The sequence below is a fragment of the Nonomuraea sp. NPDC050394 genome, from assembly GCF_044459065.1.
Taxonomy (GTDB): Bacteria; Actinomycetota; Actinomycetes; order Streptosporangiales; family Streptosporangiaceae; genus Nonomuraea.
On the sequence record NZ_JBITIO010000005.1, the window covers coordinates 334981 to 348413 of the forward strand.

At 70.5% G+C, this 13433-nt stretch carries 14 protein-coding genes and 1 pseudogene; 6 read left to right on the forward strand and 9 right to left on the reverse strand.

Annotated elements, in window-relative coordinates:
* Window positions 1–252 precede the first annotated feature (252 nt).
* Window positions 253–915, reverse strand: a pseudogene (locus ACIBKY_RS22460) (sensor histidine kinase); the annotation flags it as partial.
* 193 nt (window positions 916–1108) lie between these two features.
* Between ACIBKY_RS22460 and ACIBKY_RS22465 the strand changes: the two are divergent.
* Both ACIBKY_RS22465 and ACIBKY_RS22470 read left to right on the forward strand, forming a co-directional pair.
* Window positions 1109–1321: a hypothetical protein gene (locus ACIBKY_RS22465; RefSeq protein ID WP_397098977.1), complete on the forward strand. Its 213-nt coding sequence runs from the start codon at window positions 1109–1111 to the stop codon at window positions 1319–1321.
* A 109-nt stretch (window positions 1322–1430) separates the two neighbouring features.
* The gene (locus ACIBKY_RS22470) at window positions 1431–2570 is read left to right on the forward strand and encodes a cystathionine gamma-synthase (protein WP_397098979.1); all 1140 of its coding nucleotides are present in this window, start codon (window positions 1431–1433) and stop codon (window positions 2568–2570) included.
* On the opposite strand, the gene ACIBKY_RS22475 is transcribed toward ACIBKY_RS22470, so the two are convergent.
* Together ACIBKY_RS22475 and ACIBKY_RS22480 are read right to left on the reverse strand one after the other, a co-directional pair.
* Complete coding sequence (locus ACIBKY_RS22475; RefSeq protein WP_397098981.1) at window positions 2567–2995, reverse strand: hypothetical protein; 429 nt, start codon at window positions 2993–2995, stop codon at window positions 2567–2569. The genes ACIBKY_RS22470 and ACIBKY_RS22475 overlap by 4 nt on opposite strands.
* Window positions 2996–3005: 10 nt before the next feature.
* Window positions 3006–3131: a hypothetical protein gene (locus ACIBKY_RS22480; RefSeq protein ID WP_397098983.1), complete on the reverse strand. Its 126-nt coding sequence runs from the start codon at window positions 3129–3131 to the stop codon at window positions 3006–3008.
* A gap of 123 nt (window positions 3132–3254) precedes the next feature.
* Between ACIBKY_RS22480 and ACIBKY_RS22485 the strand changes: the two genes are divergently transcribed.
* Window positions 3255–3677, forward strand: a complete 423-nt coding sequence (locus ACIBKY_RS22485) for a DUF6292 family protein (protein WP_379610758.1) — start codon at window positions 3255–3257, stop codon at window positions 3675–3677.
* 327 nt (window positions 3678–4004) lie between these two features.
* On the opposite strand, the gene ACIBKY_RS22490 is transcribed toward ACIBKY_RS22485, so the two are convergent.
* Entirely contained in the window at window positions 4005–4769 is a 765-nt protein-coding gene (locus ACIBKY_RS22490; RefSeq protein WP_397098985.1) for a GntR family transcriptional regulator, read from the reverse strand.
* Between the two features lie 114 nt (window positions 4770–4883).
* On the opposite strand from ACIBKY_RS22490, the gene ACIBKY_RS22495 reads away from it, so the two are divergent.
* Window positions 4884–5261, forward strand: a complete 378-nt coding sequence (locus ACIBKY_RS22495) for a DUF6292 family protein (RefSeq protein ID WP_397098987.1) — start codon at window positions 4884–4886, stop codon at window positions 5259–5261.
* Here the strand turns inward: ACIBKY_RS22495 and ACIBKY_RS22500 are convergent.
* The 3 genes from ACIBKY_RS22500 to ACIBKY_RS22510 form a co-directional block, all read right to left on the reverse strand.
* A complete protein-coding gene (locus ACIBKY_RS22500) occupies window positions 5258–7213 on the reverse strand; it encodes a hypothetical protein (protein ID WP_397099463.1) in 1956 nt (651 codons plus the stop codon). The genes ACIBKY_RS22495 and ACIBKY_RS22500 overlap by 4 nt on opposite strands.
* A 123-nt stretch (window positions 7214–7336) precedes the next feature.
* Window positions 7337–8050 (reverse strand): hypothetical protein, encoded by a 714-nt coding sequence (locus tag ACIBKY_RS22505; RefSeq protein WP_397098989.1) that lies wholly within the window; start codon window positions 8048–8050, stop codon window positions 7337–7339.
* A gap of 58 nt (window positions 8051–8108) precedes the next feature.
* A complete protein-coding gene (locus ACIBKY_RS22510; RefSeq protein ID WP_397098991.1) occupies window positions 8109–9536 on the reverse strand; it encodes a sigma 54-interacting transcriptional regulator in 1428 nt (475 codons plus the stop codon).
* Window positions 9537–9658: 122 nt separating this feature from the next.
* Here ACIBKY_RS22510 and ACIBKY_RS22515 point away from each other — a divergent pair, with 122 nt between their 5' ends.
* Both ACIBKY_RS22515 and ACIBKY_RS22520 read left to right on the forward strand, forming a co-directional pair.
* Window positions 9659–10828: an FIST N-terminal domain-containing protein gene (locus ACIBKY_RS22515; protein WP_397099465.1), complete on the forward strand. Its 1170-nt coding sequence runs from the start codon at window positions 9659–9661 to the stop codon at window positions 10826–10828.
* Window positions 10825–11769 (forward strand): ROK family protein, encoded by a 945-nt coding sequence (locus ACIBKY_RS22520; protein ID WP_397098993.1) that lies wholly within the window; start codon window positions 10825–10827, stop codon window positions 11767–11769. Before ACIBKY_RS22515 ends, ACIBKY_RS22520 begins: the two co-directional genes overlap by 4 nt.
* Here the strand turns inward: ACIBKY_RS22520 and ACIBKY_RS22525 are convergent.
* Window positions 11766–12578, reverse strand: a complete 813-nt coding sequence (locus tag ACIBKY_RS22525; RefSeq protein WP_397098994.1) for a hypothetical protein — start codon at window positions 12576–12578, stop codon at window positions 11766–11768. The two genes, ACIBKY_RS22520 and ACIBKY_RS22525, sit on opposite strands and share 4 nt — an antisense overlap.
* The gene (locus tag ACIBKY_RS22530) at window positions 12578–13423 is read right to left on the reverse strand and encodes a hypothetical protein (protein WP_397098996.1); all 846 of its coding nucleotides are present in this window, start codon (window positions 13421–13423) and stop codon (window positions 12578–12580) included. Before ACIBKY_RS22530 ends, ACIBKY_RS22525 begins: the two co-directional genes overlap by 1 nt.
* Window positions 13424–13433 lie beyond the last annotated feature (10 nt).

Consider the following 13433-nt stretch of genomic DNA (forward strand, 5'->3'; position numbering starts at 1 on the left):
ATCCGAGCCGGAGTAGGCGCGCAGGTCGGCCTCGACCCAGGCCGCGCCGGGCGCGTGCCTGCGCACGTTCGTCAGCGCCTCCTGCAGCACGCGGTGCAGGGTGGTGACGACCTCGGGCGGCAGCGTGCCGTCGCTGACGCCCTGGCCGATCTCGAAGGCCACTTTCGGCCCGCTGGCGGAGAAGCGCTCGGTCAGCAGGCGCAGGTCGGCCAGTGTGGTGCCGGGCCTGCGCTCCGCCTCGTCCTCCGCGCGCAGCACGCTGACCAGGCGGCGCATCGACGTCAGCGCCTCCGCCCCGGCTCCGGCGATCGCGTCGAGGGCGGGCACCACGGCTTCCGGCTTCATCTCGGCGACGGTCTTGGCGGCCTGGGCCTGGACGACGATGCCGGTGATGTGGTGGGCGACCAGGTCGTGGAGCTCTCTGGCCAGCTCAAGGCGTTCGGCCCGGCGTACCGAGAAGACGGCTTCCGAGCGGCGTTCCTGCTGGAAGCGGAGGTAGCCACCCACGCCGGCGGCCAGCGACCAGCCGGCGAACAGCAGGAACGAGAAGGCCAGGCCGGCGTTCTGGTAGTCGCGGCCGGAGGCTTCCGCCAGGAGGACGACCAGGGAGACCAGCGCGAAGACGGCGGCCTTGCGCACGGGCTGGATGTGGCGCAGCACGCCGATCGTGAGGATGAGGACCGCGCCCGACTCCGCCATGCCGGGCACGCCGTCGTAGTTGGTGCCGCTGATGATCGTGGAAGTGACGAAGCTGAAGGCCAGCAGGAACGTGAAGCCCTCGACCCGGTACTTGTGCCGGGCCAGCACGGCGGCGATGCCGGCGATGCCGCAGAAGGGCACCAGCCACTGGGGCCCGCCGACGCCGGCGGCGGCCACCACGTCGACCATCAGCATCAGGCCCAGCCAGCCGATCATGGCGATTTCGCTGAGCCTGCGGATCCAGTAGACGAAGCGCTTGGTATCCCCCACGGCATCGAGCCTAAGCCGGAAGTTGGAGCACCCGTATCAACCGTTCGGCCGAGTAAGGAAGCCGCAGACCAGACCTTCAGCGGAGGTGAAAGGGGTGGGTGGTCACCGATGCTGGATATGTCGGAAGGGAGACGGGGAAATGGTCGTCATCGGATTCGTGTTGCTGGGTGTGGGACTGGTTGTGGGCGTACTGCTCGCGCTGGCCGACCCCGTGATGCTCTCCAGGATCAACGGAGAGCCCGCCGAGGGCGGCAGTGGCCGCCACATCCACGCGCCGCGTGCGGCGCACGAGGGTGAGGTGGTCCGGCTGCCGAGCCGTACCGGCGACCGGAGCCGGCCCAAGGCGGCCTGAGACGGGGCTCGCGGCGGCGGGCAAGACGCCGGCGAGCCTTGGGGGAGGGATCGGCCCGCGAGACCGTTGGGGGACGGAATCGCGGGCCGGTTCCGTTACCGTGGCGGGTATGAGCAACGGATTCGAAACGCTGGCGATCCACGCAGGTCAGGAGCCCGACCCGCTGACCGGCGCGGTCGTCCCGCCGATCTACGCCACGTCCACCTACAAGCAGGACGGTGTGGGCGGGCTGCGCTCGGGCTATGAGTACAGCCGATCGGCCAACCCGACCAGGACCGCGCTCGAAGAGGCGCTGGCCGCGGTCGAGGCCGGCGCTCGGGGGCTGGCGTTCGCCTCCGGCCTGGCCGCGGAGGACACCGTGCTGCGCACCGTGTGCCGGCCCAACGACCACGTCATCATCCCGAACGACGCCTACGGCGGCACCTACCGCCTGTTCGCCAAGGTCAACGAGCGCTGGGGGCTGCGCTACGACCCGGTGCCGCTGGGCAACCTGGACGCCGTGGCCGGGGCCATGACGCAGAAGACGAAGATCGTCTGGGTGGAGACGCCGACGAACCCGCTGCTGGGCATCGCCGACATCGCCGGGCTCGCCGAGCTGGCCCACGAGAACGACGCGCTGCTGGTCGTGGACAACACCTTCGCCTCGCCGTACCTGCAGCGGCCGCTTGAGCTGGGGGCCGACATCGTCGTGCACTCCACGACCAAGTACGTGGGCGGCCACTCCGACGTGGTCGGCGGCGCGCTGATCGCGCGTTCGAAGGAACTGGGCGACGAGCTGGCCTACCACCAGAACGCCATGGGCGCGGTGGCCGGGCCGTTCGACGCGTGGCTGACGCTGCGCGGGCTCAAGACGCTGGGCGTGCGGATGGACCGCCACTGCGACAACGCCGAGCGGGTGGTCGACCTGCTGCTGGCACACCCGAAGGTGACCCAGGTGCTCTACCCGGGCCTGGGCGAGCACCCCGGCCACGAGGTGGCGGCCAAGCAGATGAAGCGCTTCGGCGGCATGGTGTCGTTCCGCGTGGCGGGGGGCGAGGAGGCCGCCGTGGAGGTGTGCAACCGCGCCGAGCTGTTCACGCTGGGGGAGTCGCTCGGCGGGGTCGAGTCACTGATCGAGCACCCGGGCAGGATGACCCACGCGTCGGCGGCGGGCTCGCCGCTGGAGGTCCCGGCCGACCTGGTGCGGCTGTCGGTGGGCATCGAGACGGTCGACGACCTGCTCGCCGACCTCACCCGGGCGCTCGGCTAGGACGGCACGACCATCAGGAACAGGATCGCCAGCCAGATCAGCGTGACCACGCCGGCGATGGCGGCGATCCGTCCTGTCTGCACCTTCGCGTCGTCGTCCGGGGTCTCGCTGGAGAGCGCCTGGACGGCGGTGCGCAGGTCGCGTTCGACGATGACGATCAGGACCGCGGCCACGATGAACAACGTCATGGACGCGGTCATGTTCCACTTGCCCAGGGTGCCGTTCCCGGCGATGACCCCGGCTCCGATGCCGAAGATCAGCACGCCCAGCGAGAGCAGGGCGTAGAGCCGGGTCGAGCGGTGGATGAACGTCAGCAATGCGGCGTTCTTGGTGCGAATTGCGCGGGGGGCGGCGTGCGTCAGCGCGGTGAGCGGCCCGACCGCGAAGATCGCGAAGGCGATGTGCAGCCAGATAAGCAGGGACATGCCGCAGAGACTAGTCCCCGGCGATCTCGGCCTGTGGCTCGACACTCTCTTCGCTCTTGCGGGAGCACCGCATGCACAGCTCGAAGGACGCCACAGTGACGACCATGACCATGATGAGCAAGACCATCGCGAACATAGCACTCCCTCCTTCCCCGAATATCCTCCGTAATGACTAGACGCCCTGGCAACGGAATAAGTTCAGCCCGGGTATCGTTGCGTACCGCCGTTTTCTTCCGTTCAGGCACAAGGGGGTGCCGTCGTGGCCGTCAGGCACGTCGAGCCGTACACCGATGAGTGGCAGCATCAGCCGCGCTGCTACGTGAAACAGGTGGTCGAAGTGCTCGACGCCGAGGTGGCCGAATGGTGGGAGGGGCCCGGCGAGCCGCGTACGGCGACGGTTCTGGTGTCCGGCGGCTCGGCGCTGGTGTGGGACGAAGAGAGCGGCTGGCGGCTCGGCCGCTTCCTCTCCGGGGCCCGTGGCGAGCACACCGAGCTGGCCGATGTGCGCTATCTGGGTGGCGGTCTGCTGCCCCGGCCCGAGCGGGTTCCCGCGGCCCTTTCGGACGCGCGGCTCGGGATCGGTGCGAGCAGCGCCTGGCGGCCCTGCTACCGCTCGCACCGCAACTGCCGGGACGGGTTCGATGTGGCGCTGGACTTCTGGTCCGGCCTGGTGCGCGCCTAGTTCAGGCGGGTGTGACGGTCTGGCGCCCTTCCCGGGCCACGCACTCCGTGCAGTCGGTGTTGTTCACGTGAAGGCCGAGAATCCCGCGGGTGCAGCGGGAGAAGGGCCCTGGGGCGCGATGCGTCGGCGAACCGCGCCAGTCCTCTCCGAGGACACTGAGCACGATCATGACGAACGTGCCGGTCGCTCCTCCGATCAAGGCGATCGGGATCATGAGGTACAAATCCATGGGTAATTATGGCAGCGGCACCCCGCCGGTCATCAATAGGTGGACATAGAAAAGGATCCGCCAGGTGATCTGGGTTGGCGGAATACAATTGACTACACTTATTGGGATAAGTGGCCCGAGCCTGCATAATTGATTTCGTAGGCCAGGTGGGTCATATCACCGGCATAGATCGCCACCGTGAGCCGGATCGGCCGCTCGGCCGAGTACGCCGTCCTGATCACCTCGATCACCGGCACCCCCGCCCTTCGCCCGAAGAACGGGACCTCCTGCGGAGTCGGCATCCTGGCCAGCACCACGTCGCGATGGCGCACCTGCACGTGGCCGTGGTCGGCCAGTTCGCGGATCGTGCCACGCTCCAGGTCGACGGGTAACATCAGGCCCGTTCCCTCGGCCACGTCCAGCGGATAGAACGAGTCCTGCAGCGACCAGCTCTCCCCGTCGACCAGCCGCCGCGACAGGCGCACGACCACCACGGAACCCTCGGGGATCTGCAGGTAGGAGGCGACTTTCGGGCTCGCCTCCCGGAACTCCATGGTGAAGCCCTCCTGCGCGGGCTGGCGGCCCTGCTCCTCCACCGCGGAGGTGAAGGCGTCCTTGCCGCTCGCCGTGCGCAGGCCCTCCCTGTTCGACATGACCATGGTGAAGGTCAGCCGCGCGTTCACGTACGTGCCCAGCCCCTGCCGCGACTCCACCAGGCCCTCGTTGGCCAGGACGGCGATCGCCAGGCGGACGGTGTTGGTGGAGACGCCGAAGAGCTGCTCGAGCTCCGACTGGGACGGCAGACGCTGACCTGGCTGAAGGGACCCGGCGGTTATCTTTTTCCGCAGGTCGTCGGCCACCTTGCGGTAGAGCGGCTCGGACATGCTCTCATTGTCCGCTTATTGGTATGAGCGGTCTAGGTCCTGGCTTTACAGCGCCGCCGCCCGGCGGGACGATTTCCTTCCGTCCCATTTCCCGAGAGGAAAGGCAGAATCAGGATGCCGGTTCCCTATAGCCAGGAATGGCTGAGGTTGCCCCTGGGTTACGTGTCGTCGGTAGCAGCCGCGGTGGAGCATGTGATGTGGTGGGACGACCCCTTCGACCCGCGGGACGCGACGATCCTGCTGGCCGGAGGCGACGCCCTGGTGTGGGACGAGGAGACCGGGTGGCGCCGCGGCCGGTTCGTCTCGGGTGAGCAGGGTGTGCGGACGGTCCTGGCCGGGGTCCGTTACCTCGGGGGCGGGGTGCTGCCGGAACCGGGCGAGGTGGTCGCGCTGATGGCGCGGGGCGGCGGCCGTACCAGGGTCGCCTACCGCTCCTTCCGCGACCTGCACGACGGGTTCGACGCCCGGCTGGGCCGCCACGCCCTCGTCTAGCGGGCGCGGCGCAGCCGCAGGAAGTCGCTGACCACGTACTCGCCCAGCCGTTCCGCGCTGGGCGAGAACACCCGGCCGCCGTTGCGGCGCGCGACCTCGTCGACGAACTCGCGCAGCCGGTCGTCGGCGGCCAGCATGAACACGTTGATCGTGGCCCGCCGCCTGGTCATCTTGTCGACCTCGGCCAGCGTCAGCTCCAGCGTCTCGTGCGAAGGCGGCCACTCGAAGGCCGAGCGGCCGTTGCGCATGAGGTGCGCGGTGGGTTCGCCGTCGGTGACCACGAGCACGACCGGCTCGAAGTCGGGGTGGCGGTCCAGGTGCCGCCCGGCGATCAGCAGCGCGTGGTGCAGGTTCGTGCCCTGCACCATGTCCCAGTCGAGCCCGGCCAGCTCGTCCGGCTGCAGCACCCGCGCGTAGTTGGAGAAGCCGATGATCTGCACGGCGTCCTGCGGGAACTTCGAGGCCACCAGCGCCTGCAGCGCCAGCGCGGTCTGCTTGGCCGCCGCCCACGTGCCCCGCAGCGCCATCGAGTACGACAGGTCCACCAGCAGGCAGACCGCCGCCGCGGTCCGGCGCTCGGTCTCGGCGACCTCGAAGTCGTCCACGGACAACCGCAGGCCTCCTGAGGTACGGCCGCCGCCGTTGCGAATGCCGTTGACCAGCGTGCGCACCACGTCGATGGGCTGCTCGTCGCCGAAGCGCCACGGCCGCGAGGACCCGGTCAGCTCGCCGGCCGAGCCCGCGTCGTGCTGCTCGTGGTCGCCGCGCCGCCCGGCGTCCAGCGAGGCGAACACGCGGCGCAGGGCGGTCTCGCCGAGCCTGCGCACCGCCTTGGGCGTCAGCTCCAGCTTCCCGCGCCGGCGCAGCAGGTAGCCCTGCTCCTCCAGTTCCCGTTCGATCCGCCGCAGCGCCTCCAGGTCGTCGACGGCCGAGCGGCCGAGCGCCCGGCGTACGGCGGCCTCGTCGATGTCGTCGAGCCTGGCGCCGGGGTAGTCCTGGCGCAGTGCCGCCTCCAGCTGGGTGAGGTCGGCCAGTTCCTCCAGGGCGGTGACGGCGTCGCCCATGCCGAGCGGCTCGTCGCCGGTGAGGCGTTCCGGGGTGTTCCAGGCGAGGTCGGGGCGGCGGGCGGTGAGGGCGTCGCCGAGGCGGCGCATCTGCTCGCCGAGCCCGGCCTGCTCCAGGGTCTGGTTGATGAGGCCGCCGAGCTCCTCGCGCTGGCGCGGGGTCATCGAGGCCAGCATGCGCTGCGTGGCGGCGGCCCGGCGGGCGAGGATGTCGACCAGCTCTTCCAGCGTGCGCGGCTTCTCGGGGAACATGTCCCCGTACGTGGCCATGAAGGCGTCGAAGTCGGCCTGGGTGTGCTCGCCGCGGGAGTCGCGCTCCAGCATCTCGTTGAGCGCGGCGACCATCTGGCGCACGCGCTCCATGGCCGCCGGGTCGGGGTTGGCCAGCGCCTCGCGCAGCCCCCGGAACTGGGTGTCCAGCACCTCCCTGCGCAGCAGGTCGCGCAGTTCCTCGAAGGTCTGCCTGGCCGCGGCCGAGCGCCACTCATAAGAGCTCAGCTGCTGGATGGCGCTGGCGGTGTCCTCGGGCAGGCCGTCGAGCTCGGCCTCGCGCATCCTGGCCGCGTCGGACGGGTCGGGGAACAGCTCGGCGCGCTCCTGGCCGATCGCCTTGTCCAGCAGCGCGCGGGCCCGCTCCAGGGTGCCGTCGAGCCTGCCGCTCTCGCGCAGCTCCCGGCGGCGGCGCCGTACCTCTCTGAGCATCTCGTCGAGGCCGCGGCGGTCGCGCGCGCCGGGCAGGCCGCGCTTGAGCAGGTCACGCAGCGCGTGCACGGGCGTCGAACCGGACAGGATCGCATCGCCCATCTCGTCCAGCGCCGCCCGCACGTCATAGGGCGGCGCGAGGGGATCGGGGCCGTCCTGATACTCGCCATAGCGATAAGCCACGATCTCACGCTAACTCGTCTTTTGTTCTTCCGTTACGGCAAGCCGCCCCCACACCACCCGCCGCCGCCGGTTTCCGCCGATCGTGGGGGTCGCTTCTCACGTCGGACGTGGCGCCCGCCGTCACGGTCACGCGTCCCCGAAGACCTCCCACACGCTCAGCAGCTCGTCGCTGAACGGGTTGTAGTGCACCACGGCGAGGTTGCCGCCCTTGAAGACCTTGGAGAAGTCCTTGTTCGTGCAGCCCTTGGTGCCGAGGCCGTCGTCGTCGGCGTTGACGGGCCTGCCGGTCAGCCAGCCGTCGCCGCACTTGGCGGTGACCCGGTTGAAGGTCAGGTGCCAGGTGTAGGTGAGGTGGCGCGTGCCGTGGGCGACGGTGTCGGCGTCCACACGCTTGATCACGCCCTTGGCGGTCCGGGTGTACCACTTGGCCGGCTGGAACTCGCTGACCCTGATCGCCTTCTTGCCCGAATAGACGATCTTCACGGGGTTCGGGCCGAGCTGGAGGGTGAAGGCCAGGTCCTTGGGGGCGCAGCGGGTCTTGCCGAGGCCGTCGGCGTCCTGGGCGACGCGGCCCTCGGTCTCCTTCAGCCCGCAGGCCACGGCCAGGCGGCGGAAGGCGGCCGATGCGTAGCCCAGCTTGATCTCCTTGGCGCCCTTCTTGGCGGCCAGCTGGTACTTCTTGCCGTCGCGGGTGGCCGTGACCGGTGTGACGCGCAGGGTGCCGGTTCCGTCGGCCCAGGCGTAGCCGTACACGGTGGTGGTGGTGGTGGCGGCGGCGGTGGTGGCGGACGGAGTCAGTGGAGCCGCGGCGACGAGCGCGGCGATGAGCAGAGTGTGCATTGGGCGGTCCCCCGGTGTCGTGAACTACCAGGTTGGACGCGCGGGACCGCCCCGATGTTCACGTGCGGTAGACGTTCACCCCGTCAAGATCGTCCTTGGACAGCCGGCGCATGAGGTAGAGGCCCTCCAGCGCGAACTCCAGGGCCGCCGCGGCGTGACCGGGCGACTCGTCGCCGGCCCCCATGCCCAGCTTGGCCATGATCTTCGCCAGGCCGTTGACCGGGCCGATCCGGCGCAGCAGCTCCGCGGCCGGGACCAGCTCGCCCGACTCCACCTGGCTGCCCTCGGCGAACTTGTCGGTCAGCGGCGCGAGGTCGGTGCCGCCCAGGCGGTTTCTGAACGTCTCGGCCGTAGCCCGGCGCAGCAGGTGGGCCAGGATCTCGGTCTCCCTGCCCTCCTCGCTGACCTCGAACTCGACCTTGCCACGCAGCGTCGGCACCATGCTCGGCAGGTCGCAGACGCGGGCCACCGCGTGCTCCTCGCCGGTGATGGCGGCCCTGCGCACCGCGGAGGCGGCGGCGGTCTCGGCGGCGGCGATGGAGAAACGGGCCGAGACGCCCGAGCGGGCGTCGACCGCGGTCGACTCGCGCACGAGGCGGGTGAAGCGGGCGATCACCTCGATCAGGTGCTCGGGGATGTCGGCCCCGATGTCGGGCATCGACTCCTGGCGGATGAGCGTGAGCTCGTCCTCGACCGTCTGCGGGTAGTGGGTGCGGATCTCGGCGCCGAAGCGGTCCTTCAGCGGCGTGATGATCCGGCCGCGGTTGGTGTAGTCCTCGGGGTTGGCGCTGGCGATGAGCAGGATGTCCAGCGGCAGGCGCAGGTTGTAGCCGCGTACCTGGATGTCGCGCTCCTCCAGCACGTTCAGCAGCGAGACCTGGATGCGCTCGGCCAGGTCGGGCAGCTCGTTGACGGAGAAGACGCCGCGGTTGGTGCGCGGGACCAGGCCGTAGTGGACGGTCTCCGGGTCGCCCAGCGTGCGCCCTTCGGCGATCTTGATCGGGTCGACGTCACCGATCAGGTCGCCCACCGAGGTGTCGGGCGTGGCCAGCTTCTCGCCGTAGCGCTCGTCGCGGTGCTTCCAGGCGACGGGCAGTTCATCGCCCATCTCCCGCGCCTTGCGCAGGCACGTGGTGCAGACCGGCGCGTAGGGATGGTCGTTGATCTCGCAGCCCTCCACGACCGGGGTCCACTCGTCGAGCAGGCCGGTGACGGTGCGGATGAGCCGGGTCTTGCCCTGGCCGCGCTCGCCCAGCAGGACCAGGTCGTGCCCGGCCAGCAGAGCGCGTTCGAGGTGGGGCAGGACCGAGTCGTCGAAGCCCACGATGCCGGGAAAACGGGGCTCGCCTGCCCGCAGCTTGGTCAGCAGATTATGGCGGACCTCTGCTTTGACACTGCGATGAACGTGATCGCTCGCTCGCAGCTCGCGGAGAATTCGAGGCTGATGCACGGGAACGAGACTACGTCTCCTGCGAGCCGTTCGCATCGTGGTGAGATTTCGGATCTTGACTATTGCGTGACGGTTCGTGCGCGTGCTTGTTGCTCCAGTGGGGAGAATCGGGCCAAGGGAACCAGCAAACAGCAAGGGAGGCGAGACGCGTGGCCCTGATGACGAGCCGCTTCGCTGATGGCCTCGCCGTGGGATCCGACCTGGGCGCGACCGCCGAGCGCGCCGTGGGGCAGGCCCTGTCGAGGCTTGCCGGCAAGGCCGACCTGGTCTGTTTCTTCATCTGCGGCGATGACCCCGACGACGTGGCGGAGGCCGGCCGCCGGGCCATGGCGCTCGCGCCGGACGCGCACGTGATCGGCTGCAGCGCCACCGGCGTGATCGGCGACGGCCAGGGCGTCGAACTCGCGCCGTCCGTCAGCGCCTGGGCGGCGACGCTCGACGGCGCCAGACTGTCCACCTTCGCCCTGGAGACGCTGACCGCCGAAGACCGATTCGTCGTCGTCGGCCTGCCGGAACGCGGCGCCGACGACCACGTGGCCGTCCTGATGGCCGACCCGTACACCTTTCCGACGGACGCGTTCGTCGAACGCTCCGTGGACGTGCTCGGCGACCTGCCGATCATCGGCGGCCTCGCCAACGGAATGAGCGGCAGAGGCTCGGTACGCCTGTTCGCCGACGGCCAGGTCTACACCGAGGGCGCCATCGGCGTGCTGATCAGCGGCCAGGTCAACGTCAGCACCGTGGTCAGCCAGGGCTGCCGCCCGATCGGCCCCACCATGGTCGTCACCCGCGCCGAGGAGAACCTGCTGCTCGAACTGGCCGGTCAGCCCGCCCTCGCCCGCCTGGAGGACATCGTCAGCGACCTCGACGAGGACGACCGCGACCTGGTCGCCTCCGGCCTGCAGATCGGCCTGGCCATGGACGAGTACGCCGAGCGCCACGAACGCGGCGACTTCCTCATCAGAGGTGTGCTCGGCATCGACCCCGACCGGGAGGCGGTCGCCATCGGCGACGTGGTCGAAGTCGGCAGAACAGTCCGCTTCCAGGTACGCGACGCCGCCACCGCCGACGAGGACCTCTACGACCTGCTCGACGCCCACCGCGAAGAGCTGGGCAAGGTCGACGGCGCGCTGTTGTTCGCCTGCAACGGCCGCGGCTCCGCCATGTTCGGCACCGCCGACCACGACGCCGTCGCCCTGCGCGACACCCTCGGCCACATCGGCATGGCCGGCTTCTTCGCCGCCGGCGAGGTGGGCCCGGTCGCCGGGCACAACCACGTCCACGGCTTCACCGCCTCGGTCCTGGTCTTCTCCTCGGGCAGCCGGTGATCCTCGCGATCGACGTCGGCGGCACCAAGATGGCTGCCGCCCTGGTCGCCCCCGACGGCGCCGTACGGCGCACCCGCCGCCTGGCCACCCCGCAGGACGCGGACGCCGAGACGCTGTGGAAGACCCTGCTCACGCTGATCGAGCCCTACGACGGATTCAGCGGCGTCGGCGTGGGCTGCGGCGGGCCCATGGCCTGGCCCTCCGGCGAGGTCTCGCCGCTCAACATCCCCGGCTGGCGCGGCTTCCCCCTCGGCGAACGGCTGGCCGCCCGCTTCCCCGGCAGGCCCGTGCGCGTCCACAACGACGCCATCTGCCTGGCCGTCGCCGAACACTGGAAGGGCCACGGGCGCGGCAGGGCCAACATGCTGGGCATGGTCGTCTCCACCGGAGTCGGCGGCGGTCTCATCCTCGGCGACCGGCTCGTCAACGGCGGCACCGGCAACGCCGGGCACGTCGGGCACGTCATCGTGGAGCCCGGCGGCCCGTCCTGCGGCTGCGGCGGCCACGGGTGCCTGGAGGCCGTCGCGCGCGGGCCCGCGCTCGTGGCGTGGGCGCAGGAGCAGGGCTGGACGCCTTCGCGGGCGGAGGGGACGGCTGGGCCGTACCGGGAGGATCGGGAGGCGACGGGGCAGATGCTGGCGGCCGACGCGCGCCGCGGCGACCCGGTCGCCCGCGCGGCCCTCTCCAGGGCGGGACACGCGCTGGGCCTGGCAATCGCCTCCGCCACACACCTGTGCGACCTGGACGTGGTGACGATCGGCGGCGGGCTGGCGCAGTCGGGCGAGTTGCTGTTCGGGCCGCTGGAGCGGACGCTGCGCGAGCACGCGCGCATGGACTTCGCGCGGCGCCTGTCCGTCGTCCCGGCCCTGCTCGGCCAGGAGGCCGGCCTCGTGGGGGCGGCGGCGCTGCTCCTGGGCGGCGACAGGTACTGGGCGGTCTAGTCGAGCGCCCACTCGGCGGCGACGCGCTCCCTGATCTCGGCCTCCTTCTGGTGGGTCTTCCTGAAGAACCGCGTCGCGCAGGTCAGGTCGGTCAGTGCCGCCTTGATCTCCCTGTCCAGGTACGGCCCGGCCTGTGCGGGCGAGAGCGTCGGCAGGTACTCCACGCCCTCCTGCTTGATCGGGAACTCCGCGGCGGCCAGCCGGGTGCGTTCGGCGACGAACGACTCCGGCAACTGGCTGGAGATCCGGCTGGGCAGGTTCGAGCGGACCGTGTAGCCGTGGTTCTCCAGACAGGCGGCATATCTGCGGGCCGACATCTGCGCCGGAGGGTAGCTGTCGAGCTCCCGCGCCAGGGCCCGCCTCAACGCCTTGTCCCGCTTCCGGTCGAGGTCGAAGCGCCCGGTGACCAGCCTGCCTGTGAGCCGCCGTACCGCGGAGCCGAGGCAGACGTCGTAGGCGCGGCTGTAGGCGCGTACCTGTGTGAGGGACAGCGCCCCGGTCAGCCGGTCGTTCGGGTCGAAGGGGAGTGCCGCGAGGCCACCCGCCTCCTTGTCGGTGGTGTGGACGTACATGGCGAAGACCTTGAAGCCGTATTGGGTCCGGCTCTGGAGTTCCTGCTCGGGGGTGTTCCGGTGCGGCGGACGGCGGGGGGTGCCGACCGGGATGTACCGGAACCCCTGATCCTTCATGCAGGCGGCCATGAGGGTCTCGCGCCGGTTCGCCACAGGCTCCGGCCCGGGTTCGGGAACGGGCGCCGCCGGGCCCGCGACCATCAGCGTGGCCAGCGCGAACGCCAGCGACCCCCGCACTATTCCTGCCCCCACTCCCGGGTGACGCGGGCCTGGACGGCGTTCGCCCGCGGCTGGTAGACGGGGTAGAAGTCCTTGCCGCACTCCAGGTCGTCCAGGGCGGCCCGCACCTCCTCCCGGAAGTACGGCGCCGCCTCGAAGCGGGACAGGTCGGGCATCACGTTGCCCCGCATCCGGGGCCACTGCCGGCGGCCGAGCTCCCACAACTGGTCCAGGAGCGACTTCTGGATCTGCGAGGTGATCTGGCTCGGACGGCTGTCGGCCACGGGACGGCCCTTGGACTTCAGGCAGGCGGCATAGGCTCGCGCCGCCGCGGTCAACCGGAGGTCCGCGTCGAGCGCGTCCCGCATCGCGGTCTCCGCGGCCACCTTGAACTGGGCGTCGAGGTCCTCGAAGCCCGTCACCTTCCGGCCCAGCGCCCTTCCCGCCGCCCAGGCGTGGCACGAGGTCTGGGCCTCGAAGTAGGCCTGAGCCTGGGCGCGCGACAGGGCTTTGATGATCTCGGTGTTGGGGTGCATGCGGTAGGCCGCGACGCCTCCGGGACCGGTGTCGTCGGGGAAGACGAACCGGGCGAAGATCCGGAAACCGTTCTTCTCCCGGTCGGCGAGCATGGCCGTGTAATCGCCCTCGGCCAGCCTGCGCTCCGCCTCCGTCAGCGGGGCCGGTGCCTCGAGGTCCTGGATGTAGCGGAAGCGGTGCCGCTTCATGCAGTCGGCCATCAGGCTCTCCCTGAGCTGTTTGGGCGACAGAGGCGGCCGGTGCGCGACGGACGGCACGGCGGGCAGCGTGCTTGAGCCGCTGACCAAAAGGATGGTCAGGGCGGCGGCCAGTTGCCGGAGTCCCATCGGGGCGGAC

Coding starts and splice junctions, on each gene's coding strand:
- ACIBKY_RS22465 (WP_397098977.1), top strand. CDS start 1,109: ATGGTCGTCATCGGATTCGTGTTGCTGGGTGTGGGACTGGTTGTGGGC.
- ACIBKY_RS22470 (WP_397098979.1), top strand. CDS start 1,431: ATGAGCAACGGATTCGAAACGCTGGCGATCCACGCAGGTCAGGAGCCC.
- ACIBKY_RS22475 (WP_397098981.1), bottom strand. CDS start 2,995: ATGTCCCTGCTTATCTGGCTGCACATCGCCTTCGCGATCTTCGCGGTC.
- ACIBKY_RS22480 (WP_397098983.1), bottom strand. CDS start 3,131: ATGTTCGCGATGGTCTTGCTCATCATGGTCATGGTCGTCACTGTGGCG.
- ACIBKY_RS22490 (WP_397098985.1), bottom strand. CDS start 4,769: ATGTCCGAGCCGCTCTACCGCAAGGTGGCCGACGACCTGCGGAAAAAG.
- ACIBKY_RS22495 (WP_397098987.1), top strand. CDS start 4,884: ATGCCGGTTCCCTATAGCCAGGAATGGCTGAGGTTGCCCCTGGGTTAC.
- ACIBKY_RS22505 (WP_397098989.1), bottom strand. CDS start 8,050: ATGCACACTCTGCTCATCGCCGCGCTCGTCGCCGCGGCTCCACTGACT.
- ACIBKY_RS22510 (WP_397098991.1), bottom strand. CDS start 9,536: ATGCGAACGGCTCGCAGGAGACGTAGTCTCGTTCCCGTGCATCAGCCT.
- ACIBKY_RS22515 (WP_397099465.1), top strand. CDS start 9,659: ATGACGAGCCGCTTCGCTGATGGCCTCGCCGTGGGATCCGACCTGGGC.
- ACIBKY_RS22530 (WP_397098996.1), bottom strand. CDS start 13,423: ATGGGACTCCGGCAACTGGCCGCCGCCCTGACCATCCTTTTGGTCAGC.